Raw genomic sequence first — 25,950 nt, 5'->3', positions numbered from 1 at the left:
CGCGTCAAGCTTCCGCCCGGCCTCGCGCCAGGCAGCGCCCGCATTCACCGCCTGCGCGGAGCTCCGCCCCTGCCGGGGCGGAGGCTCACTCAGCCGGCGCCGGGCTGGCGTATTTGCTGAAGATGGTCTCGTTCCCCGGCTCCGGGTGGCGCGGGATCAGCAGCGACAGGGCGAGCGATACCAGCGCCATGCCCGCCGCCAAGGCAAAAACCAGGCCCGGCTCAAAGACCCACAGCAGCCCCAGGAGCACCGGCAGGAACACCGCGGCGATATGATTAATGGTAAAGGCCACGGCAGCGGTGGGGGCAATGTCGCCCGGATCGGCAATCTTCTGGAAATAGGTCTTGAGCGCCAGCGCCAGGGCAAACAGCACATGGTCGACGATATAAAGCACCGCTGCGATTGCCACGCCCCAGCCGAACCAGTAGATGCCGCCATAAGCCGCAAACACAATAGCCAGGCCCGCATACTCGAAAATCAGCGTGCGGCGCTCGCCAAAGGCAGCCACTGCCTTGCCCAGCACCGGCGCCACGGTCATGTTGATCACCAGGTTGATCAGGTACAGGCCGGTCAGCTCATGCACTTCGAAGCCGAATTTCTCGACCATCATGAAGCCGGCAAAGACCACGAATATCTGCCGCCGGGCACCGGCCATGAACTGCAGCGCATAGTAGAGCCAGTAGCGCTTGCGCAGGATCAGCTTCTTGGTCTGCGGGTGCGGCGCGTCGAACTGGGGATAGGCCAGCAGCGCAAACAGCGCGATGACAGCGGTCAGCCCGCCTGCGGCCAGGAACACAGTATTGTAGGACAGGCCCAAGCTTTCCCAGGTCAGCACGATCAGCCCGTAAACCACCAGCGTGGCCGCCGATCCCGCCGCCACCAGCCAGCCCAGCGTCTGCGGCGCACGGTCCTTGGGCAGCCATTGCAGCTGCAGCGACTGGTTCACCGTTTCATAGTAGTGGAAACCGATTGAGCTGAGCAGCGTCACCATCAACAGCCCGCCAAGAGACGGGAACCAGGCGGTGACTGCGGTGGCCACGCCCAAGAGCACCAGCGAGATCAGCCCCAGCACCTGCTCGCGCACAAACAGGATGACGGCGATCACGCCAACGGCCAGGAAGCCCGGGATCTCGCGCACCGTGTGCAACAGGCCGATGTCGGCCCCGTCGAAATTTGCGGCCTCAATCACGAAGTTGTTGAGCAGCGCGCTCCAGGTGTTGAAGGCGATGGGCATCGCCAGCGCCATCAGGAACAGCAGCGCCACCGGGCGTCGCCAGAATGGGAGGCTCTGGGCCTCGGAAAGGGGCATCGGTTTGAACATGGGCCCGGTTTACGCCTGTTCGGGCTGTCTGGCGAGAGGGAAAGACTGTCTGCACAGTGAGCTACGCACCAGCGCGCAGATGGTGCGCGCGGCACCGTAACATCGCTGGTCCTGGTTATTGGTTCAGAAAAAGCTTTGCGGATCGATGTCGATGCTGAGGCGCAAATCGCCCTTCAGGTGCAGCGGCGCGGTCCATCGGGCAAGGGCCTCCTGCAGCGGCACGCTTTTTGGCGCCTTGACCAGAAGCCGCACCCGGTGGCGGCCGCGGACGCGGGCGATGGGCGCCGGAGCCGGACCGAACAGCTGCGCACCGATCTGGCGCAGCGGCCCGTCGTTGCGCGCCATCGCGTTGCCAAGGTCGAACACCGCCGCCAGATCCGGCCCCGACAGGATGATCCCGGCCATCCGGCCATAAGGCGGCACCCCGGCGGCCTGGCGCTCGGCGGCTTCGGCCTTCCAGAAGCTTTCCTCATCCCCCGACAGGATAGCGCGGATCACCGGGTGCTCGGGCTGGAAGGTCTGCATCAGCGCCTCACCCGGCCGTTCGGCGCGGCCCGCGCGGCCCGCCACCTGGCGCATCAGCTGAAAGGTGCGTTCCGCGGCGCGCAGGTCGGATCCCTGCAGGCCGAGGTCCGCGTCGATTACGCCCACCAGCGTCAGCAGCGGGAAGTTGTGGCCCTTGGCGACCAGCTGGGTGCCGAGGATGATGTCGGCCTCGCCCTTGGCGATTTCCTCGATCCGGCTCTTCAGCGCGCGGGCAGAGCCGAACAGATCGGAGCTCAGCACCGCAATCCGCGCCTCCGGAAACAGCGAGGTGGCCTCTTCTGCCAGCCGCTCGATGCCGGGGCCGACCGGGGCCATTTTGCCCTCCACCTCGCAGGAGGGGCAGGCCTCCGGCACCGGTTTGGTCTCGCCGCACTGGTGGCACATCAGCCGCTTCATGAAACGGTGTTCAACCATGCGGGCGTCGCAGTGGTCGCAGGCGACCTGCGCACCGCAGGCGCGGCAGATGGTGACTGGCGCAAAGCCGCGGCGGTTCAGGAACAAAAGCGATTGCTCGCCGCGCTCCAGCCGCAGCTTCATGGCCTGTTTCAGCGTGGGTGAGATCCAGGTGGAGGGCAGCAGGTCCTCTGACCGCATATCCACCGCCCGCATGTCCGGCAGCACCGAGGCGCCGAAGCGCGAGGTGAGATCCAGCCGGTTGTATTTGCCGGCCTCGGCGTTGGCCCAGGTTTCCAGCGAGGGCGTTGCAGAGGCCAGAACCACCTGCGCCGAACACATGGCCGCGCGCAGCACCGCCATGTCGCGGGCGTTGTAGAGCACTCCGTCCTCCTGCTTGTAGGAGGTGTCGTGCTCCTCATCAACGATGATCAGGCCCAGGTCGCGGAACGGCAGGAACAGCGCCGAGCGGGCGCCGATCACCAGCTGCGCCGCCCCCTGCCCGACCATCTTCCAGACCCGGCGGCGTTCAGTCATGGTGGCGCCGGAGTGCCACTCGGCCGGTTTGGCGCCGAACCGCGCCTCCACCCGGGTCAGGAATTCGGCGGTCAGGGCAATTTCAGGCAGCAGCACCAGCGCCTGCCGCCCGGCGCGCAGGGCGGCAGCCACGGCCTCCAGGTAGACTTCGGTCTTGCCGGAGCCGGTGACGCCTTTCAGCAGCGTTGTCCCATAGCGCTTGCTGTGGACGCCTTCCGCCAGCACCGCGGCAGCCTTGGCCTGATCCTCTGTCAGCTGCTTGGAGGGCAGCTCCGGGTCCAAATGCGGATAGGGGGTGTCGCGCGGGGCCTCCTCCTCGCGCAGGGCGCCCTGTTTCACCAGCCCCTTCACGACCGACGGCGTCACATCGGCCATATCGGCCAGTTCTTTGGGTGTGAAAGCCAGGCCGCCGTATTCTTCCAGCACGTCCAGCACGCGGGTGCGGGCCTCGGTCATCCGGTCCGGCACGCCCTCGCCCCGGCGCAGGATCTTGCGCATTGAGGGCGGATCGCTGAGGCCCGGCGCGCGGGTCGCCAGCCGCAACATCGCGGGCATCGGGGTCAGGGTGTAATCGGCAGCCTTCCCGAGGAACTGGCGCATCTCGGTGCGCATCGGGGCCACGTCCAGAACCCGGATCACCGCGCGCAGCTTAGCCGAATCGAAATCCCCGGCGCCAGGCCCCCAGACCACGCCCAGCACCTTCCGCGGCCCCAAGGGCACCTCGACATAGGCGCCGAGGAAGCAGCCGCCCTCCGGCGCGCGGTAATCGAGAAGCCGGTCAAGGGGTTGCGTGGTCAGCACCCCGACCCGCTCGCCTGCCTGAAAGAACTCCTGCCCGCTCATGCCTCTGCCCGTGTTGCCGCCCGTAGTCCCATGAGGTAAAGGCTGAAGCGACCGAGGCCAACCCATCCAAAGGACTGCCCCATGAAATTCTTCGTAGATACCGCCGAGATCGACGCCATTGCCGAATTGAACGACCTGGGCATGGTGGACGGTGTCACCACCAACCCCTCGCTGATCAAGAAATCCGGCCGCGACATCATCGAAGTCACCAAGGAAATCTGCGATCTGGTTGACGGCCCGGTATCGGCAGAAGTGACCGCAACCGATGCGGAGACCATGATCGCCGAAGGCCGCAAGCTGGTGGAGATCGCCGAGAACATCGCCGTCAAGGTGCCGCTGACCTGGGACGGCCTGAAAGCCTGCAAGACGCTGACCGACGAGGGCCACATGGTGAACGTGACCTTGTGCTTCTCTGCCAATCAGGCGCTGCTGGCAGCCAAGGCGGGCGCCACCTTCATCTCTCCCTTCATCGGGCGTCTGGACGACATCAACCTGGACGGCATGGAGCTGATCGAAGACATCCGCACCATTTACGACAACTTTGGTTTCGAGACCCAGATCCTGGCGGCCTCGATCCGCTCGGTGAACCATGTGCTGGATTCGGCCCGCATCGGCGCCGACGTGATCACCGCGCCGCCGGCTGTGATCAAGGCGATGGTGAACCACCCGCTGACCGACAAGGGCCTGGACGCCTTCCTGGCCGACATCAAGGCCGCGGAAATCAAGATTCTCTGATCTTTCCGCCGGAGCGGAGACAACAAAAGGGCGCCCCTAGCCGGGCGCCTTTCTTTTTGGGGCCATTGCCTCCCCCGCCGCAAACGCCGGGTCCAATGGGAGCGGGGCACTGCGATACACCGGCGACGGGCGGGAGCCTTCCCCGGTGCGGCAATTTCCGCTGCCCTTTCATTTTTCCGCAGCATTGCGCAAATCCCGTGTTATACACGTTTCCAAACCCGTCAGAGGTCCGGAGCCGCAAGAGTTTCACGCATGAGCAGTTCAGCCAATTTGGAAGACCAACTGCGCGAGGCGATCCTCGCCAAACCCGACGCCGTGCTGGAAGACCAGCACCTGATGAACGCCCTGGTGGCCGCCAATGAGCGCGCGATGGGCTCCAATGTCGTTGACCTGCGCGGCATTGCGATGGAGCGGATGGCTGCACGCCTGGACCGGCTGGAGGACACCCACCGTTCGGTGATCGCGGCGGCGTACGACAACCTGGCCGGCACCAATCTGATCCACCGCGCGGTGCTGCGGCTGCTGGAGCCGCAGGACTTCTCCGCCTTTCTCGCCTGCCTGGAACAGGACATGCCGGAGATCCTGCGCGTGCATGCCCTGGCGCTGGTGCTGGAAACCGCACAGCCCGGCGGCGCCGAAGTGGAGCGCAAGTCCGGCGCCTTGAAACTGGCGGGCCCCGGCTTCACCGAGAGCTATGCCGGCCAGCCCGGCAGCGAACGGCCGGTGACCCTGCGCCAGACCCAGGGCGGCAGCCCGCGGGTTTACGGGGCCAAGGCCGAGTGGATCCGCTCCGAGGCCTGCCTGATGCTGGACCTGGGAACAGGCCGCCTGCCCGGCATGCTGGTGATGGGATCGGAAGACCCGCATCAGTTCTCGCCGATGCAGGGCACCGACCTCCTGGCCTTCTTCGGCGGCGTCTTCGAACGCTCGATGCGCTACTGGCTGTCATGACCCTGTTCTCCCCCGCCTGCCGCGATGCGCTGCAGCTGTGGCTGGAGCGCTTGGGCGGGCTGGAGGATGCCTCTGCCAACACTCTGACGGCCTACCGCGGTGATGTGACCGCCTTCCTGGCCTTCATGACGCAGCACAGCGGCGGGCCGCAGGGACTGGGCGCGCTGTCGCGGATCACCACCGCCGACATGCGCGCCTGGATGGCAGCGGAGCGCAATTCAGGCACCGGCGCGCGGTCGCTGGCGCGCAAGCTGTCGGCGGTTAAAAATTTCTACCGCTGGCTGGCGGAGCGGGAGGGCTTTGAGCCGGCCGCAGTGCTGCTGGCACGCTCTCCCAAGTTCCAGAAGAAGCTGCCGCGCCCGCTGGCGCCGGAGGCCGCCAGGGCGGTGCTGGAAACCGTTGAATTGCAATCGCAGCAGGACTGGGTGGCAGCCCGCGATGTGGCGGTGGTGACGCTGCTCTACGGCTGCGGATTGCGGATCTCCGAAGCCTTGGGTCTCAAGGGGGCGGAGGCGCCGCTGCCGCCGGTGCTGCGCATCCTGGGCAAGGGAAGGAAAGAGCGCGTGGTGCCGGTTCTGCCTGCCGCCCGCGATGCGGTGGCACGGTATCTGCACCTGTGCCCGCACCCGCAGGAGGCTGACGCGCCCCTGTTCCGCGGGGTGCGCGGCGGAGCATTAAACCCGCGCCAGATCCAGGGGGTGATGGCAAGGACCCGTGCCCAGCTCGGCTTGCCCGCGACCGCCACCCCGCACGCGCTGCGCCATAGCTTTGCCACCCATCTTCTGGAAGCAGGCGGCGATTTGCGCGCCATCCAGGAACTGCTGGGGCATGCCTCGCTGTCGACAACACAGGCTTATACGGCCGTAGACACCACCCACCTGATGGAGGTCTACAACAAGGCCCACCCCAAGGCGTGACTTGCCCCGGCCCGCGTGCCGGATTTTGCTGTCAGCAGGGAGGCTTGCCGATGCCTGGCGAACCAACCGCGCCTGTGGCGCTGACCAGCGTTCTGCCCTACCCGCCCGCGGGCGTGAAGCGCCGGAGGAAATGCCGCAAGACGCCAGCCAGTGGTTTTACAAGTGCCCTGCCAGCCGCGCCCTGCCGCAGCCGAGGCCCGGCGATTGCTGCATTTACTGTTCTTGCAGAACCGGTCCTTGTCCGCCGGTGCAGCTGGGAAACTGCCGTGGCGGCTGACGGGGCAGCACATCCGGTTTAGCTAAAATCCACCCTAAATTGCCTGCCTTCGGAAAGCCCTTGTTAAGGCGCCGCGGGCCAGATGGCAGAAACCGATCCAGAAAGGATTCTGCCATGACCCGTACCGGCTTTGCCGTTTTGTTTGCCGATGGCGCCCCGGCCGCCCCCGCACCGCCGCCCGGCGTGCTGCCCTGGGACCGCGACATGCCCGCCGTGCCCCCCTCTTCCCAACCCGATATCACCGATCCGGCGCCGCACGGCCGCCGTATGGCGCGCATCCAGCTGTCGCCGGGTACGGAATTCCGCCCAATTCTGCACTGAACGGTTGCGGGACCGGGGTAATTTCGCCATCAGGGACACATGACACCTCAGATCCGCGCCCTTTCCGTCCACCTGCTCACCGCAACCGGCGCCGTGTTCGCCATGCTGGCCATGCTGGCCGCCGCCGAAGGCAAATGGAGCCTGATGTTCGTCTGGCTGGTGGTCGCCTTTGCCGTAGACGGCATCGACGGGCCGCTGGCCCGGCACTATCACGTCAAACGCTATTCGCCGGAATTTGACGGGGTGCTGCTGGATCTGATCATCGACTACCTGACCTATGTCTTCATTCCCGCCTTTGCGCTATTCCAGTCGGGGCTGATGGCCGGCTGGACCGGCTGGTTCGCGATCATCGTGATCACCTTTGGCAGCGCGATGTATTTCGCCGACACCCGGATGAAGACCAAGGACAATTCCTTCTCCGGCTTCCCGGGCTGCTGGAACATGCTGGTGCTGGTGATCTTCGCGCTGGAGCCCAGCCATTGGACCAGCCTGGTGCTGGTGACCGTGCTGGCAATTGCCATGTTCCTGCCGTTGAAGTTCATCCATCCGGTCCGCACCGTGCGCTGGCGCAAGGTGTCGCTGCCGGTGGCGCTGGCCTGGACCTTTTTTGCAGGCTGGGCCGCCTGGGTCGATTTCCACCCCGCCAGCTGGGCCCATTGGGGGCTGGTGGTGACCTCTGTCTATCTTCTGTTTGTCGGCATTGCCCAGCAGATCATCCCGGAAAAGCGCAGCAGAGCCTCCGCAGCCTGACGGCCGCCGGCGGAGGGCGCGCGCCCTTCCGGGCGCATTCTCCCACCGGCGTTTTCTCCGGCTGAAATTGCACGCAGTCAGCGCAATTGGCGGCCTGCCCAGTCATATCAGCAGACTGGCTGCGCCTTCGTGTTTCAGCAGCGCAACTTTGGTCTCTACCCCGCCTTTGCCGGAGAATCCCCCCAGCCCGCTGGCGCCCAGCACCCGGTGGCACGGGATGATCACCGGGATCGGGTTACCGCCGCAGGCATTGCCTACCGGCTGCGGCGGGGCGCCCAGGTCCTTGGCAAGACCGCCATAGGTGCGGGTTTCCCCGAATGGAATCGCCAGCATCGCGTCACAAACGGCGCGCTGGAATTCCGACCCCTCCACCTGCAGCGGCAGGTCAAACTCTGTCAGCTCGGCAGCGAAATAGGCCCGCAGCTGTTCTAGCGCCCGGTCCAGCAGCGCTGATTTCCCTTCGCTGCGGGCCGTCCAGTCAAGCCGCACAATGGCGCCGTCACGCTCAGCCACGCTGAGCGGCCCGACCGGGGTATCAAGGCTTGCAAATATCATTGGTCCCTCCGGCGCACTCACGGCGCATCATCCGGCCGAACGGCAGCGGAGGCAAGACCTGCCGGCCGGAATTGCCGGTCCGGCGCCGCCACCCCAGGTTAACACCCTGTTAACCACTGCCAGGGATTTCCCGCCAGATTGCCTCAAATTGTTATAAAAAGAGTTTCAACAGCGTTTCACCAGGGCCAGTAAGATGATCAGTTCCGTTTCCAGCAGTGCCAGCCTCTACTCCAGTCTGAACCTTACGGCGGCGGCATCCCGCAAGGCGGCGGCCGTTGGCGAAGCCGGCGGCCAGCCGGTTGACGCGCCGCTGACCGATGGCACCAGCCAGGGCCTGTCCCGCAGCCTGGCCCGCGCAGAAGCCCTGAACGGCGCCGTGAGCCAGCCGCAGACCAGCCAGCACATTGGCCCTGCCCGCGCCGCGGCCCGGGCTGAGGCACTGGAACAGCGTCCGGTAAAGGGCCTTGACATGGATGCCTACTACCAGGACCTGATGAACGGCTGCCAGGCGGGGCCCAAGCCGGTCAGTGTGCTGGCTGCGGAAGCCGGCTACATCAAGGCGCAGAAAATCATCGGCTGACCGCTGCCAACATCCTGAACCTGGCAAACACAGGCGCGGCGGCCTTTCCCGGCGCGCCCGTGTTTACGTTTCGTTAAGCCTGTTGTGTTAAGGGTCTTTTAAGAACGGTTCAGTGCCTCTGCGAAGGACCCTCTGTTATGTTTATACCAGTTTCAGGACCTGTAGATCCTATCAAGCCGAACCGCGGTTTTCTGACCGCGCGGCCCGTCGTCCGCTCCGACGATCCGGACAAGAGCGAGTCCGCCGACAATTCACCGCGCGGACAGGAGGAGCATCCGCAGGATGCACCGCACCCGGACGGCAGCTCCCCGGCCTGGGACCATCCCCCCCCCCCCCCGACGCGGGCAGCGAGGAGCCGTTTCACGAAAACGCAGTGCTGGCGGAACATCTGATGATGCAGCGCGCCTGGCCGCAAGGCCGGAACCGCGCAGGCGGGGCCCAGGCGGCCTTTCACGGCTATGAGGAGGCCAGGACGCTGACGGCCTGACCTGCCCGGTCCTATTGCAGCTGAGCCCAGAACAGTTCCAGGTGGCGCGACATGATCTCCTCGAACCTGCCGCTGTCGCGCAGGTTTTGCAGCCCTGCATTGATCCGGTAGAGATGGGTGGTGCCGCGCCAATGGCGCTTGGATATCACCACATGCAGACCTTCCTCTGACAGCGGTTTTTCCAGCGGCACCACAGTGTCGCGCAGATTTTCCGTCACGATGGTGTTGGCGCCCAGAAACAAGTTCACCGCCGCGGCGTCCACCTGCCCCTCCGCCACCATGCGGAAACAGTCGGCCGGCGCCGCCGGTTGCACCAAGGTGATCTTTTCTTCATCAAGCCAGCGCCGGTCCGCACGGTTCAGGTCATGGGTGAAGTATCCCGCCGGGCGGCACAGAGTCTTGCCTTCGACGTCGGCATCCTCGGTGTAGTCAATGCCGCCGCCTGCCCGCACGAACAGCATGATCGGCATGGTCATCACCGGCTCGGAAAAATGGAAGTTCGCACAGCGCTCGTTGTCCGGCTCTGCCGCGCAGTCGGGCTTGAGCCAAGGGAAGCCCATGTCGAATTCCTTTTTGTCCAGCATCGGAAACAGATGTTTGGACCAGTCGTCTTCCCAGCTGACCGAATAGCTGACCGGCGCCGGCGCCAGCTCCAGTGCGGCGTTGATCAATTCCGTCACCATGCCCTGCCCCGGCAGGCCGCGGTCGGTGAACGGGCCGTAACCGCTTCCGGTCAGCAGTGTCAGCTCCGCCTTCTCCTGCCTCAGCGGTGTTGCATCCGGCGCGGTGGCGCCGGTGAGGCAGGGAATGAACAGCTTGCGGCCCGGCAGCACGGTGGCGCCTGCAAGCAGTTTCTGGTTGCGGTAGTAGACCATGGTCCAGCGGTTACGGTCGCCGTAATGGGTCTCCGCGATGGAGAACAGCGTGTCGCCGGGCTGCGCCACATAGTCCACGTCGCAGATAGCCCAGGCCGCGGACGGCGCCAGTGTTAACAGGGCAGCCAGCCGGAGGAGGCGCGAGAAAAGCCGTTTCATGCCGCTGCCTCCCTCAGAACCCGGCCCAGATCCGGGCCATGTGATCCTCTACGATGGTCTGGTAGCTGCCGTTCTCCTGGATCGAACGCAGGCCCTTGTTGATCATTGCCAGCATCTCATCGGCGCGCGGGTGGGTCTTATGCACCACCACATAAATGCCCAGCACGGACAGGGGCTGCGGCAGCACTGTGAACTGCTCGGCAATGCCAGCCTCTTTCATCACGCTGCGGCCGGTGAATTCGTTGATCGCCACCGCATCCGCCTCGCCCGAGGCGACCATGTCGAAACAATCCTTCACCTTGTGCGGCTGCTTCAGGGTGATTTTCTTTTCCGCGATCCAGTCGCGGCCGCGCTCGTCCAGATCAAAGGTCAGATAGCCCGCCGGGCGGCACAGGGTCTTGCCCTCGATGTCGCTGTCCTGCGCAAAGGTGAATGGCCGGTCCTTATGCGCAAAGAGCAGCATCAGGGTTTCAAACATCGGCTCGGAGAAGTGGAAGTTCTGGCAACGGTAGCTGTCCGGCATCGTTTCGCAATCGGGCTTGTACCAAGGGAAGCCGAGGTCCAGCAGCGCGTTCGACAGGAGCGGATCGAAATGCGAGGACCAGTCGTTCACCCAGTGGATGGCATAACCTTCGGACGGGGCCGCTTTAGCCATCGCCGCATTTACCACCTCGGTGATCAGCCCCCCGTTGTGCGCGGCCTTGGAGGTGAAGGGCGCATAGTCGTCGCCGGTCAGCAGGTTGATTTTCTGGCGCACCGCGGCATTGCCTGGCGCCACCCTGACCGGCACCGCCGCTGCCGGGGCCGCGGCGGTGATTTCCCTGCCGCCCGGCAGGCCCAGCGGCAACCCTTCCAGACAAGCCAGCGACAGTTTCATGCCGACCCGGATGGCCTCCGGCTTGGGGCCGATCTGGTCGATGTTGCGGTTATGGATCGCGCTCCACTTTCCCGCGTCCTTGTAAAGCTTGTCGGCAATCACCGACAGGCTGTCGCCGGATTGCACGGTATAGATGCCGCCGCAGGTGTCAGCGGCGGCGGGCGCGGCGAAAAGGCCGGACAGCCCGATGGCGGCGGTAGCGAAAAAGGTCTTCATGATCCCCCCGGAAATGTGCGGCGCCTGGCCCGCTGAATGAGCGTGCTGCGCCTTTTTTGTTCTGTTGTGTTTTCAGTTTGAAAGCAGGCAAACAAGGCCCCTGCCCGCAGGGCAGTGCCGCCGAGGCACTGCCCTGCGGGAAAAGCCCTAGCGGCCGATGAACAGCGCCAGCAAAGTGGCAGTATCCACCCGGCCGTCGGCGCCGATGAGACTGGCTGGCACTGTGATGTCCCGGCGCTCGTAGGCACCGTTCACCAGCTGGTCGATATAGGCCTCGGACTGGCCCTGGGCGGCAGCGGTCAGCTCCATGTTGTACAGTGCCGAGCCTTCCGCAGCTGCTGCAGACTGATCCGGCGCCATTGGCGCGGGCTGGCTGCCCTGCTTGCTGCGCAGTGCCGCCAGTGTACCTTGGGTAATCCGTGCCACCAGGGCATCCTCACCGCTGGCAGCTGCACCTTCAAGCCCCGCCGCAGCGGCGGCTCCTGCCGACACCTCTGCCGCGGCAACTGTCGTTGCCTGCGCATCCGTTTCAGGTATGCTTCCGCCGAACTGGAAATAGAGCAGCATGGCAGACGCCACCGCGAGCCCGGAGGCCGCCAGCGCCAGTTTGGCGATCGCCCCGTTCTTCACCGGCGCCGCCGGCGAAAGCGGCTGTGGCCCGGTGGCAGCCGCACAGTCGGCGGAGGTGATCCGGCCTGCCACTGCAGCCAGGCCGCCCCCGGCGGCCCGAGTGCTGTTTGCAGCCTTGGCAACCGGCTCAGCCTTGCTGGGGCTGGCGGCTGTGCCCTTCAGTGATGCAGCGGAGACTTCGCAGCCAGCAGCCACCAGTCCAATCTTGATGTTTTTCGGCGCTGACACCCCGTCGATCCGGATTGCCGCGCCCCGCCGCATGCCCGGCTCACCCGCCGGTTGCGCGTCCGCTTTCAGCTTCAGCATAGAAAACTGCCCCCTGCCAGATGCCATTCTTTGAAATGACGGCTTAAAATCTGCATGAAATTAACGAATTCTTAACCAATTGTGGAAAACCGGTCAACATCCGGAGGAATTCAATTCCGCAATGCACAAACCGCCACACGGCAAAAGCGCGGAATCTTCCGCAAAAAATAGCGCAAAAAATGACAACGCCCGGCATTTCGGCCGGGCGCTGCGTGCAATTCAGAGGTGAAGAAACGGTTATCCCAGCGCGCTGTTGCAGCGGCCGCAGACACCCTCATGACTGTGACTGCCGACATCCGGCAGGATTTTCCAGCAGCGCTGGCATTTGCCGCCGTCGGCCTTTTCGAACACCACCGACACACCGTCCACTTCCGGCATCCGGAACGCCTCAGCCGGGGCCGGATCGTTGGTCAAAACGATGTCGGAAGTGATGCAGATGTCGGCGAAGTTCACCGACTTCAGCGCCGTCAGTGCCGCGGCGTCGCGCACATGCACGACCGGGGCGGCTTCCAGCGAGGCGCCGATCACCTTGTCGGTGCGCTGCACCTCCAGCGCCGCGGTCACCACCCGGCGGGCCTGGCGGATCTTGGACCATTTGGCGGCCAGCGGCTCGTTCAGCCAGTCTGCCGGCGTGTGGGGGATATCCTGCAGATGCACGGAGCTGCCTTCGCCCGGGTATTTCTCCAGCCAGACTTCTTCCATGGTGAACACCAGGACCGGCGCCAGCCAGGTAGTCAGGCGGTGGAACAGGATGTCCAGCACGGTGCGCGCGGCGCGGGCGTTCAGGGTGTCGCCGTCGCAGTAGAGCGCGTCCTTGCGGATGTCGAAGTAGAAGGCCGACAGGTCCACGGTGGCAAAGTTGAACACTGCCGAGAACACGCCCTGGAAGTCAAAGGTCTGGTAGCCGCTGCGCACCTTCTGGTCGAGCTCGGCCAGCCGGTGCAGCACCCACTGCTCCAGCTCCGGCATGTCCGCAGGTTCAACCCGCTGGTCCTCACGGAAGTCGCCCAAGGAGCCCAGCAGGAAGCGCATGGTGTTGCGCAGGCGGCGGTAGCTGTCGGCGGTGCCCTTCAGGATCTCCGGCCCGATCCGCTGGTCGGCGGTGTAATCGGTCTGGGCCACCCACAGGCGCAGGATATCGGCGCCGTACTGCTTGACGACCTCTTCGGGCACGATGGTGTTGCCCAGCGACTTGGACATCTTCATGCCCTTGGCGTCCAGGGTGAAACCGTGGGTCACCACATTGCGGTAAGGCGCGCGGCCCTTGGTGCCGCAGGCCTGCAGCAGCGAGGAATGGAACCAGCCGCGGTGCTGGTCGGTGCCCTCCATGTAAACGTCGGCGATGCCGTCCTCGGTGCCGTCCTCGCGGTCGCGCAGCACGAAGGCATGGGTCGAGCCGGAGTCGAACCACACGTCCAGCACGTCGAACACCTGGTCATAGGCCTCGGCATCGACGATGCCGTCCAGCACGCGGGCTTTGAAGCCGTCCTGATACCAGACGTCGGCGCCGTGTTCTTCGAACTCGGCGACGATGCGCTTGTTGACCTCTTCGTTGCGCAGCAGGAAGTCTGCATCGGTCGGCAGCCGGTCCTTCTTGGTGAAGCAGGTCAGCGGAACGCCCCAGGCGCGCTGGCGGCTCAGCACCCAGTCCGGGCGGCTTTCGATCATCGAATGCAGGCGATTGCGGCCGGTCTGCGGCCACCATTTCACCAACTCGTCGATGGAGCGGAGCGCGCGTTCGCGGATGCTGTCGCCCATTTCGCCCATGCCATCGTCCAGCTTGCGGTCGACGCTGGCGAACCACTGCGGCGTGTTGCGATAGATGATCGGCGCCTTGGAGCGCCAGGAATGCGGGTAGCTGTGCTTGATCTTGCCGCGTGCCAGCAAGCCGCCGGCCTCGGCCAGCTTGTCGATGATCTTCTTGTTGGCATCGCCCTCGCCGCCCTTACGGTTGAGGATATAGGTGCCGCCGAAGAACGGCAGATCGGCCCGGAAGCCGCCGTCGTCCATCACGTTGTAGGTGATCATCTGCTCCAGCATGCCGAGGTCGCGGTAGAGCTCGAATTCCTCCATACCGTGGCTGGGGGCGCAGTGGACAAAGCCAGTGCCTTCGGTGTCGGTCACGAAGGGGGCTGCGCGGAAGTCCCGGATTCCGTCCCATTCGCCATTGCTGCCCTCGGTGCCGGCCAGCGGGTGCTGCAGCGACAGGCTGGACAGCTCCTCAGCCGAGACACCGCGCAGGCGCTTGTACTGGTCTTCGCCCAGGCGGGCGCGCTTGAACACGTCTGCGGCCAGGTTGTCGGCCAGCAGGAAGCGGTCGCCTGTATTGGCCCAGCATTCCTCCGGCGTACCAGTGACTTCATAAAGGCCATAGGCAATGTCGGCGCCGTACACCACTGCCTTGTTGGACGGGACGGTCCAGGGCGTGGTGGTCCAGATCACCACATGGGCGCCTTCGAGGTCCTGCGCCACAATCGCCGAGTCGGCACCGGCAAAATCGGCATCCTCGCCGTCCGCAGCCACAAAACCGCCTGCCTCGGCCACCTTGAACTTCACCCAGATGGTGAAGCTTTCCTTGTCGTGATACTCGACCTCGGCCTCGGCCAGGGCGGTCTTTTCGACCGGCGACCACATCACCGGCTTGGAGCCCTGATAGAGGGTGCCGTTCATCAGGAACTTCATGAACTCATCGGCGATCACTGCCTCGGCATGGTAGTTCATGGTGAGGTAGGGATCGGCCCAGTTGCCGGTGATGCCCAGCCGCTTGAACTCTTCACGCTGGATATCGACCCAGCTGTCAGCAAAGGCGCGGCATTCCTGGCGGAACTCGACAACAGGTACCGCGTCCTTGTTCTTGCCCTTCTTGCGGTACTGCTCCTCGATCTTCCATTCGATCGGCAGGCCATGGCAGTCCCATCCCGGCACGTAGCGCGCATCAAATCCCATCATCTGGTGGGAGCGCACGATCATGTCCTTGATGGTTTTGTTCAGCGCATGGCCGATGTGCAGGTGGCCGTTGGCATAGGGCGGGCCGTCATGCAGGGTGAAGGGCTTGCGTTCCGCAGCGGTGCCTTTCGCAGCTGCCGCCTTCTCGCGGAGTTTGTCATAGACGCCGATCTGTGCCCAGCGCTCCAGCCAGGCAGGCTCGCGCCTGGGCAGGCCTGCCCGCATCGGGAAATCGGTTTTCGGCAGATTGAGAGTGTCTTTGTAGTCAGGCGTCTGGGGCGTGTCGGCGCACATCGGGGGCGTCCTTTGGATGATCAAGGTCGGAAATTGGGATATTCGGTTCGGCGCGATGGCTCAAGCGCCTTTGCCCGGCGGCTCAGTGGTTTCAGAGCGCCGGGGATATAATTCGAATAATGATGGCCGCGAATAGGGACATGAACCGCCTTATAGGCCGGACCTGCGGGAGGGTAAAGCGGCAGATGCGCTGCACTCCGGCCGGGGGCTATGGCGGTTGCTGCCTCCCCCTTCCGCTTGCGCCGCCTTCGGCCTATCTAAGCGTTAGACGGCAGGCTGGAGCAGATAATGACCGAGACCGAAGTGCAAAACCCGCTGGCGCGGTTTGAGATCACCGCAGAGGAGATCTTCCGCGTAGTCGCAGTGTTCTATGCGCGCATCAGAAATCATGACGTGCTCGGACCGATCTTTGCCGCTCATGTCACCGACTGGCCGGAACATGAGGAGAAGATTGCGGGCTTCTGGCGCAACGCAATCCTGCGGCAGCGCAGCTACAGCGGCAATCCGATGCGGGTGCATGTGAGCCGCCCGGACGTGAAGGCAGAGCATTTCCCCCTGTGGCTGGGCCTCTTTCACGAGGTGCTGCGGGCCGAGCTTCCGGAGCGTACCGCGCTGCAATGGGGCGCTCTGGCGGACCGCATCGGTGAAGGGTTCAGGACGGGCGTTGTTGCAATGCGCCAGCCCAAGGACCAGCCGCCGAAACTGTTCTGAGCAGAAGCAAGCCCGGCGGAACGGATCAGCGCCTACTCCCCCTTGGAAAACAAACCGGTCAATGCCCGCTGAACCGCTTTCCGGACGCTGGGCCGATGCTGCGGCGAGAATGGCATCGGGCGGCAGACCTCCATCGCCGCAATGCCCACCCGCGCCGACAAGGCCCCGTTTACCAGCCCCTCGCCGAAACGGCGGGAGAGTTTCGAAAGCACCGATCCGCCCAGCACGGGCTCCAAGAGGTCATCGCCTGCCGCCACCGCGCCGGTGGCCGCCAAATGCGCCAGCACTGCGCGGGTCAGCCGCCAGGAGCTGAAGAACCCGGGGCGGCCGCCGTATATACCCGCCACGCGGCGGATCATCCGCATGGAAGAGACCAGCGCCGTCAGGATATCGGCCAGCGCCATCGGCACCAGGGCCGTCACCGTCGCCACCTGCCGGGCCGCTGCCTCCACTTCGCGCAGGGCCAGCGCATCGAGCGGCACCAGAAGCTCCTCCTCGGCCAGCAGCAGCAGGGCATCACCGTCCATCACCTCAGAACGGCGCTCCGCCAGCCGGGCCTGATGCCAGCTAAGGTCTTCGCGCCCCTTGTAGAATGCCTCAAGCCGGGCGGTGAAGGCACGGGCCGCCGCCAGGTCCGCGGCCGCCTCAGCCTGATGGCGCAGCGCATCGACGCGGTGCAGCCGCGACAAAGCCGCCAGTTCGCGCATCGCCAGCGCCAGCGCCAGCAGCAGTAGCAGTGCCAGCCCGGCGGTCACAGCCCAGCCCAGCACCGGCAGGCGGGCAATCAGTCCGGCGGCAAAATCCCAGGCCGCGACCGATGCCATGGCGCCGACCACCGCCACCAGCAGTCCCCAGAACCAGCGGGCGAGACGCGAAGGCCTGCGGGCGGCGACGCGGACAGCTTGCTCCATGGCCGATGGCGGGGTCGCCAGCGCAGCCGGATCGGGGACCGGCGGCGCCTCTGCAACGGAAGGCGCTTCCGCCTCCTCCTCCAAGTCAAACAGGACCGGCTTCTTGCTCATGCCGCAACCTCCTGCTCTGTCCGCCACTCGTAGGCGATGTCGGGCAGCCCCTCCTCGTTGTTCATGCCATCACCGCGCCCTGTTTCGGAAAAGCCTTCACGCCGGTAGAACCGCTGCGCGCCTTCATTCGCCGCGAAGGTCCGCAAGGTAAGCCTGAAAGTTTCCGCCTTTGCCGCGTCCAGCAGTGCTTTGCCCGCGCCCTGGCCGCATGCGCCGGGGGCGAGGTAGAGCGAGCAGACCTCCTCTCCTTTGCGGGCGAGAAAGCCAAGCACAGACCCGTCCCGCTCTGCCACCGTGACCCAGCCGCGGTCGATCATCAAACCGCAGAAGCAGATCGCCTCGGCGGAGGAATAGAGTTTCGGCATCCATACTGTATCCTGCTGGAACCGGTAGAGAATATCACCTGCCGTTCCGGCATCCAAAGGCCTGGCGGGGCGCAGGAAGAAGGTCACAGGGCATCTCCGATCAGGAATTCCGCGGCCCGGTCCAGGCGGATATGCGGCGGACCGCTGCCATGTTTCAGGGTGAGCGGAGCAGGCGCGAAGGCCATCGCCTGATAATCGCCCTCCAGCCAGCGTTCCGCCCCCTGCCGCGCAGGGGTGAGCAGCTGTGCGGGATCCTGCGGCAGAGCGCCGGGATAGAAAGCCGCCTGCTTGCCGGTTTCCAGCAGGGTGCCGCGAACACAGGGCAGTTCACTGCCATTGTGCGGGCGCATCTCCTCGGTCGTGGTGCGCAGAGAAGCCATGGCCAGCGCCGCGGTATCCGCGCCGGCAAAGCGGGCGCGGTCCTGCGCCTCGCGGGTCAGAGCCTCGATGATGGCGGTCATCTGCGGGTGCTGGGCATGGTGCAGATGGTCCGCCTTGGTGGCGGCGAACAGGATCTTCTCGACCCGCTTGCCGCCCAGAAGCCGGGTCAGGAAATGGTTGCGCCCCGGTTTGAATGCGCTGAGGATATCCGTCATCGCGTGGCGCAGATCCTCCACCGCCTGCGGGCCGGAATGGATCGCCGACAGCGCATCCACAAGCACAACCTGCCGGTCGATGCGGGCAAAGTGGTCGCGGAAGAAGGGTTTCACGACTTTGGACTTATAGGCTTCGTAGCGCCGCTCCATTTCCCGCCACAGGCTGCCGCGCGGCGGGCTGGCCTCCAGCGGCAGCGGCGCGAAGGTCAGCACCGGTGAGCCTTGCAGGTCGCCGGGCAGCAGGAAGCGCCCCGGGGTGCAGTCATAAAAACCGGCGGCGCGGGCAGCCGACAGATACCCGGTGAAGGCCGCGGCGAGCGCCTGTGCCTGCGGCTCGTCATGGCTGCCCGCGGATGCCGCCTTGGATTTCTCTGTCAGGAATTCCTGTGCCTGCGGGCGGCCTGCGATGCGGGACAGCACGTCGGCCGACCACTCAGCATAGCTTTTGTCCAGCAGGGCCAGGTCCAGCAGCCACTCGCCCGGGTAATCGACGATATCCAGATGCAGCGTGCGCGGCCCTTGGAGGCCCGCCAGCAGTCCGGAAGGCCGCACCTTCAGGCTGAGACGCAGCTCGGAGACCGCCCTGGTGCTCTCCGGCCAGTGGGGCGACGGCCCGATCAGCGCCGCCAGGTGGTTTTCATAGTCGAACCGCGGCACGGTGTCGTCGGGCTGGGGCTGCAGAAAGGCGGCTTCGATCCGCCCCTCTCGCGCCGCGCTCAGCTGTAGCATCCGGCCCCGGTCCATCAGGTTCGCGACCAGCGAGGTGATGAACACCGTCTTGCCGGAGCGCGCCAGACCGGTGACGCCGAGACGGATAGGCCGGTCGAACAGCGCCGTGGAAAGGCCGCTGGCGACGCTCTCCACCCCGCTCATCACCCCGTCTGCAAGGGAGGTTATCACCAAGGCCCTGATCCTGCTCTGTTCTTGCTGAGGACAAGATAGGCGGCATGCCCCCGGGATACCAGACCGTACGCAGGGCTTGCCCCGGACCGGCCCTGTTGCTACTTGCCCGGCCATGCCGCGTTTTGCTTTGAAAATCGAATACCACGGGAAGCCTTTTGCCGGCTGGCAGAGGCAGAAGGACCTGCCGTCCGTGCAGGGTGCGGTCGAGGCTGCGCTCGCGCGGCTGGAGCCCGGGGAGCACACCATCGCCGCCGCCGGGCGCACCGATACCGGTGTGCATGCGCTGGGACAGGTGGCGCATTGCGACCTTGCCAAGGAGTGGGATCCGTTCCGCCTGTCGGAGGCGCTGAACTATCACTTGAAGCCCGACCCGGTGGCCATCGTGGGCTGTGCGCGGGTCGCGGACGACTGGCACGCGCGGTTTTCGGCGGTGGAGCGGCAGTATCTGTTCCGCATCCTGATCCGCCGCGCGCCGGCTACCCATGATGCAGGCCAGGTCTGGCAGCTGAGCCATGACCTCGACGCAGAGGCCATGCAGGAGGCCGCCAACTATCTGGTTGGGAACCATGATTTCACCACTTTCCGCTCTTCTATCTGCCAGGCGGCCAGCCCGGTGAAGACGCTGGACGAGCTGACGGTGGAGCGGGCGCGGGGCTTCTCCGGCCCGGAAGTCCATTTCCACGTCCGCGCCCGCAGCTTCCTGCACAACCAGGTCCGCAGCTTTGTCGGCACGCTGGAGCGGGTCGGCGCTGGCGCCTGGGAGCCGGCGGATGTGAAGGAAGCGCTGGAAGCCTGCGACCGCGCCGCCTGCGGGCCGGTCTGCCCCGGGCACGGCCTTTATCTGGCGCGGGTGGGATATCCCGGCGATCCGTTCGCCTGAGTCCCCGGAAGGAAGGCCGGCGCCGGAACGCCTTTGCGCCCCCTTCTGCAAACCAGGCAGATGCCACGCCTCCGTCATTCTATCGCCACACCATCCCAGCACACTCACGCACGAACCGAAAAACCGGCAGCATCCAAGCGGCGGCGCCCCGCCGCCGTCCCGCCATCGAACAAGAGGCAAAGCCCCGCAATGGCAAATCCGACAAAACCGCCCCTTCTGGCCGTCCTGATCGACGCCGACAACATCTCCGCCAAATACGCCGAGGCGATGTTCGAGGAAATCGCCTCCTTCGGGGAGGCCAGCATCCGGCGCATTTACGGCGACTTTGCCGGCGGCGGGCCGCAGGGCTGGAACAAGGAGAAGCTGGCGGCGCTGGCGATCGTGCCGCACCAGCAGTTCGCCAATACCACCGGCAAGAACGCGTCGGACATCGCGCTGGTGATCGACGCCATGGATATTCTGCATTCCGGGCGATTCGACGGTTTTGTGCTGATCTCCTCGGACAGCGACTTCACCCGGCTGGCCAGCCGCATCCGCGAACAGGGGGTGGATGTGTTCGGCATGGGCATGCGCAAGACGCCAGCTGCCTTTGTGCAGGCCTGCAAGCGGTTCATCTATGTGGAGAACCTGCTGGAAGAGCCGGGCAAGGCAAAGCAGAAGCCCAAGAAGGAAGAGGGCAATGGCAATGCCCCTGCGGAACTGGCGGACCCCACCAAACTGGTGGTCCGCGCCATGGATGCGATCGGCCAGGAGGACGAATGGTTCACCCTGGGCCAGATCGGCCAGTACATCACCGCCGCCTTCCCGGATTTCGACACCCGCAGCTATGGCCAGCGCAAGCTGAGCGATTTGATTGCAACGCTGAAGCTGTTTGAAACCAAACGCGGCGAAGGCAACCAGATTCTGGTGCGGCGGCTGGACTAACGCCTGCCGACGGGCCGGAAACCCGCTTTCGTTTGGGCGCCAACCGTGGCTTAGTCCGGCCAAGAGGACATGCCGCAGGGAGGACGCGCATATGGCATTGCTGATCAGTATCGGCCACGACGGATGGTATACCGAGGAACAGCTGGCAGAAGAATTGCGGACCGCCGCGCCCGGCGCCGACATCCGGCCGATATCCAGCCCCGGAAACCTGGAAGACATCACGGTGCTGGCGGTCTCGGCATTGAAAAGCGATCTGCCTGCACGATTGCCGAATTTGAAGCTGGTGCAGAAACTGGGCGCCGGGGTGGATACCATCGTGGCGCATCCCGGCCTGGCGCCGCACGTGCGCGTGGCCCGGCTAAGGCCGCTGGAACCGGCGCATGAGATTGCGGAATACTGCCTGGCCTATGTGCTGCGCGGCCAGCGCAACATGCTGGCACACGCGGCCTCGCAATCCCGCAGCGCCTGGGAGCCGCTGGCACCGGGGCGCCCGGCGGAAACCACTGTCGGCGTGCTGGGGCTGGGCCACATTGGCGGCATGACGGCGCGGCTGATGCGGGACATGCGGTTCCGGGTGCTGGGCTGGAGCCGCTCGCCCAAGGAGATCGAGGGCGTCAACTGCCGTCATGGCGACGCGGCGCTGCATCAGATGCTGGGTGAGTGCGATTACGTCTGTTCGATCCTGCCCTCCACCCCCGCCACCCGCAGGCTGATGAATGCGGAGACGCTGGCGGCGATGAAACCCGGCGCCACGCTGATCAATGCGGGCCGCGGCGATTTGGTGGATGAGCCCGCACTAGTGGCAGCGCTCGGCAAGGGCAGGCCCGGCCATGCAGTGCTGGATGTGGTCAGCCAGGAGCCGCTGCCCGCGGACAGCCCACTGTGGACGCACCCGCAGGTGACCATCACCCCGCATGTGTCGGGATGGCACCTGGGCGACGCGCTCAAAGACGTGGTGGAAAATTACCGCCGGCTTGAGGCTGGGGAAAACCTGCTGCACGAAGTGGACCGAGAACGCGGCTATTGAAAGGGCAGCGCCGCCTGCTTCCTCTTGCAAAAACACCCCGCCGGAGGCACCGCATTTATTCCGGCGGGAAACAAGGCTGATAACTGGCCCGCTCGGAGGCAGCACTGCGCCTAGGAGCGGTAATCCGGGTTTTCGTAGTCGAACCGGCAGCCTGCCGACCAGGCGTTACGGTCGTTCCCCTCGTTCGGATAGCCGTCCGCATCGCGCAGCATTGCGGCCAGGTGCATCAGATTCCAGGTCATGATGGTGGTGTTGCGCTGGGTGAATTCGTTTTCAAAGCCAGCGGGTTTGCCGTCCACCTCATCGCCGTATGACGGCCCCGGCCCTGCTTCGCCGATCCAACCGCAATCGGCCTGCGGCGGGATAGTGAAGCCCAGATGGCTGAGCGCGTAGCAGATCGTCATGGCAGTGTGCTTGATGCCGTCCTCGTTGCCGGTGATGACCGTGCCGCCGGTCTTGCCATAGAAAATAGACTGACCTTTATCGTTCAGCTCGCCGCTCATCCCGTACAGGCGCTCGATCAGGATGCGACAGACCGAGCTTTCCTCGCCCAGCCAGAGTGGAGTGCCGATCACCAGGATCTGTGCCGCCTTCACCTTCTCCCAGATCCCGGGCCAGTCGTCGCGGTTCCAGCCCTGTTCGGTCATGTCCGGATAAACGCCGGGCGGCACTTCGTGGTCGAGCAGGTGCAGATGCTCCACCTCGACGCCGTTCTTGTCCATGATGGCGGAAGAGGCCTCCATCAGCAGGCGGGTGTGGCTTTTGCTCCCGTTCTTTTTCAGGGATGTGTTGATGAAAAGGGCCTTAAGCCCTGAAAATCCGGTCATTGCGCACCTCCAGATGAGCGTGGGGGTTCTGGTGATGACCGGATAGTAGCCCGCAACCGGCGGGGACATAGGCTGCTGGCGGGATCGTGATCACCGCAGCGCACTGCCTGCCGCGAGGTTGCGGCAGGCTTGAAGCATCAGCCGATAAAATCCTTGTAACCCGCCTCGTCCATGTAATCATCCATCGGCGACAGATCCGACGGTTTGATCTTGAAGAACCAGGCTTCGCCTTCCGCGTCGTCGTTGACCATGCCCGGATTGTCGGCCAGCGCCTCGTTCACTTCGACAATCTCACCATCCAGCGGCGCCAGGATATCGGACGCCGCTTTGACCGACTCGATCACCACAATCTCATCATCCTTGGAGACCTCGGTGCCCGGCTCCGGCAGTTCAACATAGACCACCTCACCCAGCTGCTCGGCGGCGTGGGCAGTGATGCCGACGGTGATCAGGTCACCCTCAGGCAGCAGCCACTCGTGTTCTTCTGTGTATTTCATGGGAGGCATTCCTTCGAAGAGGCTTGGAACTTCAATGTGTCAGACCGCCGGAAATGGCGCTGCGGATGGCAGGGAACCGGCGCGGCAGCCCTGCATACGCGGGTATACGCTATCAACGGCGCGGTGGTGCAATCAAGACGGCAATCCCGGAGCGGATACAATTTTTCATGCATCCTCCGCTGGTCCAGAGGCGCCTCAGAACAGGTTGAAATATTCCGCCTGCTCCCAATCGCTGACGGTGTCGAGATAGCGCTCCCATTCGAAGGTTTTGAGCTGCAGCAAGTATTCCAAGGTGTCCTGCCCCAGCGCCTCGCGGCAGAGGGTTGAACTTGCAAAGCCTTCCAGCGCCTGCCCCAGTGAGCGCGGCAGGCGCTCAGCCTCTTCGCTGTAGGGCGACAGAGTGGGTTTCGGGGCCTCCAGCCCCTCTTTGATCCCTGCGGCACCAGCGATAATCTGGGCCGCCAGCGCATAATAGGGGTTGGCGGAGCTGTCGGGGGCGCGGTTTTCGATCCGGCTGGCAAGGTCATGGGGCTGCATCAGCGCCCGCAGCATGGCACCGCGGTTGTCCTCGCCCCAGCCGATCCGGTTCGGGGCCAGCTGGAATGGCAGGTAGCGCTTGTAGCTGTTCACCGTAGGGGCGATCAGCAGCGAGGTTTCCGAGGCGTATTTCAACAGACCCGCCATCCAGGCGCTGGCGGGCGGGGTCAGCATCCCGGCGGTTTCCGGCATGAACAGGTTGCGGCCCGTCGCCAGGTCCTGCAGCGACTGGTGCACGTGCCAGCCGTTGGCCATGGCGTTATCGAGCCGCGGCTTGGCCATGAAGCTGGCATGCAGACCGTTCCTGGCGCAGACCTCCTTGACCATGGTGCGGAACATCACCATCGCGTCGGCCTGGGCCATGGCGCTGTCGGGGGCAAAGGTGAATTCGACCTGGCTGGGGCCCATTTCGATCTCGACCGTGCGCACTGGCAGGCCGAGCTTCTGGGCGTTTCGGCGCAGGAGGTCGAGCACGCCCTCCACCTCGCCGTACCGTGTTGCGGTAAGGTACTGGTACCCTTGTGTCAGGTTGCGGGTCTGGACCGGCATGCCGGGGCGTCCTGACTGATCGTGGGCGGCGGATTTGTCCGTAAGCTCGAAAATGTGGAACTCCACCTCCAGCCCGAAAGTGACGGCCATCCCCTGCCCTGCCAGCGCGTCGATTGCCCGTTGCAGAACGCCGCTGGAGGCAAAGGGGACGCGCTGGCCATCCGGGTAGACCGGTTCGCAGAAGATCCAGGCGGAATGGCCGGACCAGGGCAGCGCGCGCCATGTATCGGGGCGCGGCACCAGCAGCACATCGCCTGCCCCCTTCGTTGGCCCGGCCAGGCCGGTACCGCCCTCCCAGACCGGAAAGGCGGAACGGTGCGAGGTGTCTTTCAGAAGCAGCGTTGCAGGCACGTTGAGTCCGCGAAGGAATACGCCGGCAAAGGCCTCCGCCACCATTGTTTTGCCACGCAGGATTCCGTGCTGATCGGGAAACAGCACCCGTACTGTCTCGATTCCGTCAAACTGGGCACGGGAGGTGATCTCCGCAGCCTGGCGGCAGTCCTCATCGCTAAGCAGCCCCAAACGGGCCAGTTTGCCGGTTGTGAAATCTTGTGCCATGGGCGGCCTCGTTATGCGGAGCTAGTTGAAATTGCACCGTAAATGGCCTGCCGTCCAGACTGCTGCATTTTTTGCCGCAACCCGTTGCGCGAATTGGATATTGCGGTGGCATTGCGCCTTGACAGCGTTCGCAAAGCGAACATTGATGCGAGCATTCGCACTAAACCGCTGCAGCCGGCGGTGTTTTCAGGATCAGGACGGGACGGTTTCAGGATGACGGCAGCAGAACAGGACAGGAATATTTCGTCGAGCTTTGCCAAGGGGCTCGCGGTTCTGGCGGTGTTTGATGCGCAAACCCCCAGCATGACCCTAGCCGAGATCGCCCGGCGCAGCGGCCAGGACCGGGCCACCGCCCGGCGCGGGGCACTGACGCTCGTGCAAGCGGGATACCTGCGTCAGGACGGGCGGATGCTGTCGCTGACCCCGCGGGTGCTGGCGCTGGCGGGCGGTTTTTTGCAGGCCAACCAGTTCGGCCGCCGGGTGCAACCGCCGCTGAACCGACATGCCCGGCAGATGGAGATCGAGGTGACGCTGGCGATGCTGGACCAGGGCCGGGTGCTGCTGTTGGCGCAATCGACGGTGGACCACGGCCACATAACCTATGGCTTCACCGCCGGCTCCCACATTCCGCTGGCCCATACCAGCCTGGGAAGGATGCTTCTGGCCGGGCTGCCGGCAGATGAGGCCGCTGCGGTGCTGGCAGAAGCGGACATTCCGCGCCACACGGGCCAGTCCCTGACGGACCCCGAAGCCATTCTGGAACGCGTCGCCCAGGCGCGCGAACAGGGCTACTGCCTGACCGACAGCGAGTTTGAGGGCGGGATCACCGGCTATGCAGTGCCGGTGTCGAGGCCCGGCCGGACGCCAATTGTGGCGGGCTGCTCTGCACCGCGGGGCTCGCAGCCGGAGGCGGATGCCGAGCGGCTGCTGCGCGGGCTGCAGCTTTGCGCGGCGGAGCTGCGCCAGGCAGAGGCGGTGGACCACCTGTAAGCCGCGGCTTGCTTTGTGCCGGGGCTGCGCTAGGCTGAGCGCAGGCAT

Annotated in this window: 25 protein-coding genes; 12 read left to right on the top strand and 13 right to left on the bottom strand. The window is 64.9% G+C overall.

The genetic code is table 11. The features are described from left to right. Positions 1-85: 85 nt before the first annotated feature. Both KUV26_RS15940 and KUV26_RS15935 read right to left on the bottom strand, forming a co-directional pair. A complete protein-coding gene (locus KUV26_RS15940) occupies positions 86-1,321 on the bottom strand; it encodes an MFS transporter (RefSeq protein ID WP_222509048.1) in 1,236 nt (411 codons plus the stop codon). 123 nt (positions 1,322-1,444) lie between these two features. Beyond that, a complete protein-coding gene (locus KUV26_RS15935) occupies positions 1,445-3,640 on the bottom strand; it encodes a primosomal protein N' (protein ID WP_222509047.1) in 2,196 nt (731 codons plus the stop codon). 81 nt (positions 3,641-3,721) lie between these two features. Here KUV26_RS15935 and fsa point away from each other — a divergent pair, with 81 nt between their 5' ends. From fsa to KUV26_RS15910, 6 genes are all read left to right on the top strand, one after another. After that, complete coding sequence (gene fsa / locus KUV26_RS15930) at positions 3,722-4,375, top strand: fructose-6-phosphate aldolase (protein WP_222505303.1); 654 nt, start codon at positions 3,722-3,724, stop codon at positions 4,373-4,375. 252 nt (positions 4,376-4,627) lie between these two features. After that, on the top strand, positions 4,628-5,326 hold the full coding sequence (locus tag KUV26_RS15925; RefSeq protein WP_222505302.1) for a DUF484 family protein: 699 nt from the start codon (positions 4,628-4,630) through the stop codon (positions 5,324-5,326). After that, positions 5,323-6,243 carry a tyrosine recombinase XerC gene (locus tag KUV26_RS15920; protein WP_222509046.1) on the top strand — a complete coding sequence of 307 codons (921 nt, stop codon included), beginning with the start codon at positions 5,323-5,325 and terminating at the stop codon, positions 6,241-6,243. Before KUV26_RS15925 ends, KUV26_RS15920 begins: the two co-directional genes overlap by 4 nt. Positions 6,244-6,373: 130 nt before the next feature. After that, positions 6,374-6,520: a GDCCVxC domain-containing (seleno)protein gene (locus KUV26_RS23810; protein ID WP_315900125.1), complete on the top strand. Its 147-nt coding sequence runs from the start codon at positions 6,374-6,376 to the stop codon at positions 6,518-6,520. A gap of 114 nt (positions 6,521-6,634) precedes the next feature. After that, positions 6,635-6,841 carry a hypothetical protein gene (locus KUV26_RS15915; RefSeq protein WP_222505300.1) on the top strand — a complete coding sequence of 69 codons (207 nt, stop codon included), beginning with the start codon at positions 6,635-6,637 and terminating at the stop codon, positions 6,839-6,841. A gap of 39 nt (positions 6,842-6,880) precedes the next feature. After that, positions 6,881-7,591 carry a CDP-alcohol phosphatidyltransferase family protein gene (locus KUV26_RS15910; RefSeq protein WP_222505299.1) on the top strand — a complete coding sequence of 237 codons (711 nt, stop codon included), beginning with the start codon at positions 6,881-6,883 and terminating at the stop codon, positions 7,589-7,591. Between the two features lie 102 nt (positions 7,592-7,693). Here the strand turns inward: KUV26_RS15910 and KUV26_RS15905 are convergent, their stop codons facing one another. Beyond that, entirely contained in the window at positions 7,694-8,146 is a 453-nt protein-coding gene (locus tag KUV26_RS15905; protein WP_222505298.1) for a methylated-DNA--[protein]-cysteine S-methyltransferase, read from the bottom strand. A gap of 193 nt (positions 8,147-8,339) precedes the next feature. Between KUV26_RS15905 and KUV26_RS15900 the strand changes: the two genes are divergently transcribed. Further along, positions 8,340-8,726 (top strand): hypothetical protein, encoded by a 387-nt coding sequence (locus tag KUV26_RS15900; RefSeq protein ID WP_222509045.1) that lies wholly within the window; start codon positions 8,340-8,342, stop codon positions 8,724-8,726. Between the two features lie 498 nt (positions 8,727-9,224). Here KUV26_RS15900 and KUV26_RS15895 read toward each other — a convergent pair whose 3' ends face one another. The 4 genes from KUV26_RS15895 to ileS all read right to left on the bottom strand — a co-directional run bounded on the left by KUV26_RS15895 (position 9,225) and on the right by ileS (position 15,516). Continuing rightward, positions 9,225-10,247 (bottom strand): transporter substrate-binding domain-containing protein, encoded by a 1,023-nt coding sequence (locus tag KUV26_RS15895; RefSeq protein WP_222505295.1) that lies wholly within the window; start codon positions 10,245-10,247, stop codon positions 9,225-9,227. A 13-nt stretch (positions 10,248-10,260) separates the two neighbouring features. Then, on the bottom strand, positions 10,261-11,340 hold the full coding sequence (locus KUV26_RS15890) for a transporter substrate-binding domain-containing protein (RefSeq protein ID WP_222509044.1): 1,080 nt from the start codon (positions 11,338-11,340) through the stop codon (positions 10,261-10,263). 147 nt (positions 11,341-11,487) lie between these two features. Next, entirely contained in the window at positions 11,488-12,276 is a 789-nt protein-coding gene (locus KUV26_RS15885) for a hypothetical protein (RefSeq protein WP_222509043.1), read from the bottom strand. 237 nt (positions 12,277-12,513) lie between these two features. Then, entirely contained in the window at positions 12,514-15,516 is a 3,003-nt protein-coding gene (gene ileS / locus KUV26_RS15880) for an isoleucine--tRNA ligase (protein ID WP_222509042.1), read from the bottom strand. A gap of 288 nt (positions 15,517-15,804) precedes the next feature. On the opposite strand from ileS, the gene KUV26_RS15875 reads away from it, so the two are divergent. Further along, a complete protein-coding gene (locus KUV26_RS15875; RefSeq protein ID WP_222509041.1) occupies positions 15,805-16,227 on the top strand; it encodes a group III truncated hemoglobin in 423 nt (140 codons plus the stop codon). Positions 16,228-16,259: 32 nt separating this feature from the next. Here the strand turns inward: KUV26_RS15875 and KUV26_RS15870 are convergent, their stop codons facing one another. From KUV26_RS15870 to KUV26_RS15860, 3 genes are read right to left on the bottom strand one after another with little or no spacing between them, the layout of a single operon-like run. Then, positions 16,260-17,249 (bottom strand): YcjF family protein, encoded by a 990-nt coding sequence (locus KUV26_RS15870; RefSeq protein WP_222509040.1) that lies wholly within the window; start codon positions 17,247-17,249, stop codon positions 16,260-16,262. Further along, a complete protein-coding gene (locus KUV26_RS15865; RefSeq protein WP_222509039.1) occupies positions 17,246-17,701 on the bottom strand; it encodes a GNAT family N-acetyltransferase in 456 nt (151 codons plus the stop codon). The genes KUV26_RS15870 and KUV26_RS15865 overlap by 4 nt, the downstream gene beginning before the upstream one ends. Further along, positions 17,698-19,113 (bottom strand): YcjX family protein, encoded by a 1,416-nt coding sequence (locus KUV26_RS15860; protein WP_222509038.1) that lies wholly within the window; start codon positions 19,111-19,113, stop codon positions 17,698-17,700. Before KUV26_RS15860 ends, KUV26_RS15865 begins: the two co-directional genes overlap by 4 nt. 112 nt (positions 19,114-19,225) lie before the next feature. Here KUV26_RS15860 and truA point away from each other — a divergent pair, with 112 nt between their 5' ends. From truA to KUV26_RS15845, 3 genes are all read left to right on the top strand, one after another. Further along, positions 19,226-19,993 (top strand): tRNA pseudouridine(38-40) synthase TruA, encoded by a 768-nt coding sequence (gene truA / locus KUV26_RS15855; protein WP_222509037.1) that lies wholly within the window; start codon positions 19,226-19,228, stop codon positions 19,991-19,993. Between the two features lie 189 nt (positions 19,994-20,182). Continuing rightward, the gene (locus tag KUV26_RS15850) at positions 20,183-20,917 is read left to right on the top strand and encodes an NYN domain-containing protein (protein ID WP_222505286.1); all 735 of its coding nucleotides are present in this window, start codon (positions 20,183-20,185) and stop codon (positions 20,915-20,917) included. A 91-nt stretch (positions 20,918-21,008) separates the two neighbouring features. Continuing rightward, positions 21,009-21,944, top strand: a complete 936-nt coding sequence (locus KUV26_RS15845) for a 2-hydroxyacid dehydrogenase (protein WP_222509036.1) — start codon at positions 21,009-21,011, stop codon at positions 21,942-21,944. A gap of 110 nt (positions 21,945-22,054) precedes the next feature. Here the strand turns inward: KUV26_RS15845 and KUV26_RS15840 are convergent, their stop codons facing one another. The 3 genes from KUV26_RS15840 to KUV26_RS15830 all read right to left on the bottom strand — a co-directional run bounded on the left by KUV26_RS15840 (position 22,055) and on the right by KUV26_RS15830 (position 24,912). Beyond that, positions 22,055-22,771 (bottom strand): flavodoxin family protein, encoded by a 717-nt coding sequence (locus KUV26_RS15840; RefSeq protein WP_222505284.1) that lies wholly within the window; start codon positions 22,769-22,771, stop codon positions 22,055-22,057. A 137-nt stretch (positions 22,772-22,908) separates the two neighbouring features. Beyond that, positions 22,909-23,268 carry a glycine cleavage system protein GcvH gene (gene gcvH / locus KUV26_RS15835; RefSeq protein WP_222505283.1) on the bottom strand — a complete coding sequence of 120 codons (360 nt, stop codon included), beginning with the start codon at positions 23,266-23,268 and terminating at the stop codon, positions 22,909-22,911. A gap of 195 nt (positions 23,269-23,463) precedes the next feature. After that, complete coding sequence (locus KUV26_RS15830) at positions 23,464-24,912, bottom strand: glutamine synthetase family protein (RefSeq protein WP_222509035.1); 1,449 nt, start codon at positions 24,910-24,912, stop codon at positions 23,464-23,466. A 213-nt stretch (positions 24,913-25,125) separates the two neighbouring features. On the opposite strand from KUV26_RS15830, the gene KUV26_RS15825 reads away from it, so the two are divergent. After that, positions 25,126-25,902: an IclR family transcriptional regulator C-terminal domain-containing protein gene (locus tag KUV26_RS15825; protein ID WP_222509034.1), complete on the top strand. Its 777-nt coding sequence runs from the start codon at positions 25,126-25,128 to the stop codon at positions 25,900-25,902. Positions 25,903-25,950: the final 48 nt, after the last annotated feature.

This window comes from Leisingera daeponensis, assembly GCF_019801465.1.
Classification (GTDB): domain Bacteria; phylum Pseudomonadota; class Alphaproteobacteria; order Rhodobacterales; family Rhodobacteraceae; genus Leisingera; species Leisingera daeponensis_A.
This window is presented reverse-complemented; position numbering and strand designations above follow the sequence as displayed.

Coding starts and splice junctions, on each gene's coding strand:
- KUV26_RS15825 (WP_222509034.1), top strand. CDS start 25,126: ATGACGGCAGCAGAACAGGACAGGAATATTTCGTCGAGCTTTGCCAAG.
- KUV26_RS15890 (WP_222509044.1), bottom strand. CDS start 11,340: ATGAAGACCTTTTTCGCTACCGCCGCCATCGGGCTGTCCGGCCTTTTC.
- KUV26_RS15845 (WP_222509036.1), top strand. CDS start 21,009: ATGGCATTGCTGATCAGTATCGGCCACGACGGATGGTATACCGAGGAA.
- KUV26_RS15875 (WP_222509041.1), top strand. CDS start 15,805: ATGACCGAGACCGAAGTGCAAAACCCGCTGGCGCGGTTTGAGATCACC.
- KUV26_RS15910 (WP_222505299.1), top strand. CDS start 6,881: ATGACACCTCAGATCCGCGCCCTTTCCGTCCACCTGCTCACCGCAACC.
- KUV26_RS15935 (WP_222509047.1), bottom strand. CDS start 3,640: ATGAGCGGGCAGGAGTTCTTTCAGGCAGGCGAGCGGGTCGGGGTGCTG.
- KUV26_RS15905 (WP_222505298.1), bottom strand. CDS start 8,146: ATGATATTTGCAAGCCTTGATACCCCGGTCGGGCCGCTCAGCGTGGCT.
- KUV26_RS15920 (WP_222509046.1), top strand. CDS start 5,323: ATGACCCTGTTCTCCCCCGCCTGCCGCGATGCGCTGCAGCTGTGGCTG.
- KUV26_RS15830 (WP_222509035.1), bottom strand. CDS start 24,912: ATGGCACAAGATTTCACAACCGGCAAACTGGCCCGTTTGGGGCTGCTT.
- KUV26_RS15900 (WP_222509045.1), top strand. CDS start 8,340: ATGATCAGTTCCGTTTCCAGCAGTGCCAGCCTCTACTCCAGTCTGAAC.
- KUV26_RS15940 (WP_222509048.1), bottom strand. CDS start 1,321: ATGTTCAAACCGATGCCCCTTTCCGAGGCCCAGAGCCTCCCATTCTGG.
- KUV26_RS15915 (WP_222505300.1), top strand. CDS start 6,635: ATGACCCGTACCGGCTTTGCCGTTTTGTTTGCCGATGGCGCCCCGGCC.
- KUV26_RS15925 (WP_222505302.1), top strand. CDS start 4,628: ATGAGCAGTTCAGCCAATTTGGAAGACCAACTGCGCGAGGCGATCCTC.
- KUV26_RS15850 (WP_222505286.1), top strand. CDS start 20,183: ATGGCAAATCCGACAAAACCGCCCCTTCTGGCCGTCCTGATCGACGCC.
- ileS (WP_222509042.1), bottom strand. CDS start 15,516: ATGTGCGCCGACACGCCCCAGACGCCTGACTACAAAGACACTCTCAAT.
- KUV26_RS15840 (WP_222505284.1), bottom strand. CDS start 22,771: ATGACCGGATTTTCAGGGCTTAAGGCCCTTTTCATCAACACATCCCTG.
- gcvH (WP_222505283.1), bottom strand. CDS start 23,268: ATGAAATACACAGAAGAACACGAGTGGCTGCTGCCTGAGGGTGACCTG.
- KUV26_RS15870 (WP_222509040.1), bottom strand. CDS start 17,249: ATGAGCAAGAAGCCGGTCCTGTTTGACTTGGAGGAGGAGGCGGAAGCG.
- KUV26_RS15885 (WP_222509043.1), bottom strand. CDS start 12,276: ATGCTGAAGCTGAAAGCGGACGCGCAACCGGCGGGTGAGCCGGGCATG.
- KUV26_RS15895 (WP_222505295.1), bottom strand. CDS start 10,247: ATGAAACGGCTTTTCTCGCGCCTCCTCCGGCTGGCTGCCCTGTTAACA.
- fsa (WP_222505303.1), top strand. CDS start 3,722: ATGAAATTCTTCGTAGATACCGCCGAGATCGACGCCATTGCCGAATTG.
- truA (WP_222509037.1), top strand. CDS start 19,226: ATGCCGCGTTTTGCTTTGAAAATCGAATACCACGGGAAGCCTTTTGCC.
- KUV26_RS23810 (WP_315900125.1), top strand. CDS start 6,374: ATGCCGCAAGACGCCAGCCAGTGGTTTTACAAGTGCCCTGCCAGCCGC.